Consider the following 2,101-nt stretch of genomic DNA (forward strand, 5'->3'; position numbering starts at 1 on the left):
TAGAGTGGGCATCCTGCCCGCTCTACTCCTATTCAAAAAAAGATTCAGCAACGCCACTCATATTAAACAAATGGTTACTTTTTTATTCATACAGCTTTTAAATCTATTCAGATTCTACTATGGATGAAACTGGTTGTTAAGGATTTTCGTGCGAATGAGGAAATAATGTATTAGAAATTGACATAGGTTTTTAGATAAGAATCGGCTTATCAACTGGTTGAAGTGTTGGATACAGGCTTTGCCACCATTCACCAGCCCGACCATCAGCAGGAAAATCAAGACTTTTTTCTAATTAACTTGAAATATTCCAACTGTTTTGATTTCTTTAATTACCTCTGACTCTTCACTCAAAGGGGACATCAGCTCTGCTATCAGTCTGTTTCGTCGTCCCTTTAGAACTTAATAGACTTCGCGGAAGTTGTCGGGAACAGGGAACAGTGGATAAGAATTGAGGTAAACACTATCAGAAAAATACTTTTGCAAGAGGTATCTGTTAATTAATCTTCACAGAAAAGGTACCCTTAAGGGTACTACCAAGCCAGATTATTCTCTAATAAGATACAAATGTATCGATTGAAATCAGTAATGAAACTCGCTGCTCACCAAATGTCTGGTATTTCCGCTGAAATTGATGCCTATCTCAAAGCCCACCATGAAATTGGGTGGTTCTCAGGGGCGGTTATCGTACTCAAGGCCGGTAAAACTGTCTTTACCAGGGGGTATGGCATGGCTAGCCTAGAGTACCAGCTACCCAATACCCCCCAGACTAGATTTCGGTTGGGGTCGGTGACAAAGCAGTTTACTGCTGCTGCGATTCTACAACTCCAGGATCTGGGATTGGTTGATGTACAGGCTCCTGTTTCTACCTACTTGCCAGATTATCCCCATGGGAATCGCATCACCTTGCATCACCTGCTAACCCATACGGCGGGCATTCCTAACTATACTAGTTTTCCGGATTATACCCAATGGATAGCTTTACCGACGACCCTTGAGGAGTTGATTGCCCGCTTCCAAGACCTCCCCTTGGAATTTGAGCCGGGAAAAGAGTTTCGCTACAGCAATTCAGGCTATGTTCTGCTGACCCAGGTGATTGAAACCGTATCGGGTCAGTCCTATGGCGATTATCTAAAGGAGCATTTGCTCCAGCCTTTGGGGATGGAGAACACAGGTTACGAGTATCCTTTGGCGGTGATTGATGGCTTGGCAAATGGTTATCAGTTCACTGATGACGGCTATCTCAAGGCAAGCTATATTAATATGTCCGTGCCACAGGGAGCCGGAGGACTATATTCCACGGTGGAGGATCTGGCTCGATGGAATCAGTTTTTGTTTGACCATGGGGTAAGAGATGAAACGATCTTAAGGGATAAGGCGATCGCTACTATGACCTCTCCCTTAGTACCGAAGAATCCTGACGAAACTCCCCATCTGTTCTATGGCTATGGATTGGAAATAAACAAACAGCCCAAGCATCAGCGCATTGGTCATGGTGGGGGAATTAACGGCTTTGTGACTAATCTGGAATACTACCCAGACCAGGATGTGAGTGTTGCTGTGCTCAGTAATGTACAAACCGCCAATATAGAGCAAATTTCCCAGGATTTGGCAGCAATTGTGTTTGGAGAACCCTACTCCAAAGCCAAAGTTTCTGAGGTAGATCCGTCTGTATACGAGGGCTATATTGGAACTTATCAGGTTGCTCCTGAGTTCCAGGTAACTGTAACCACCCAAGCCAATCAATTGCGGATTCAGGGAACAGGGCAGTCTATCTTTAACCTTTATCCTACCTCCGAAACTGAGTTTTTTACATGGGTCATTGATTTGCGAGTTGTCTTTAACCAAGGCTCAGACGGCACGGTGGAAAGCGTGACGCTGCTGCAAAACGGGCAGGAAACCGTTGCTCCTAGGGTAGATTGAGAGTGAACAGTTTTAATGTAATCTTCTAGATCAATCCCTGTAGTCCATAGTAGCTAAAGTTTGAAGTTTTCCATGAAAGCGATGAAGCTTCGCTTCCGCTAAGAGCGATCGCTCTTAGCGGAAGCTTTCTTATTTTCAATCTATTCAGATTCTACTATGGATGAAACTGGTTGTTAATGAA

The 2,101-nt window shown here is 44.0% G+C and carries 1 protein-coding gene; it reads left to right on the forward strand.

All coding sequences use genetic code 11. The features are described 5' to 3' along the window. The first annotated feature begins 564 nt into the window (after positions 1 to 564). Positions 565 to 1,920: a serine hydrolase gene (locus F6K49_RS43420; RefSeq protein ID WP_293107890.1), complete on the forward strand. Its 1,356-nt coding sequence runs from the start codon at positions 565 to 567 to the stop codon at positions 1,918 to 1,920. Positions 1,921 to 2,101: the final 181 nt, after the last annotated feature.

The sequence above is a fragment of the Moorena sp. SIO3I6 genome, assembly GCF_010672095.1.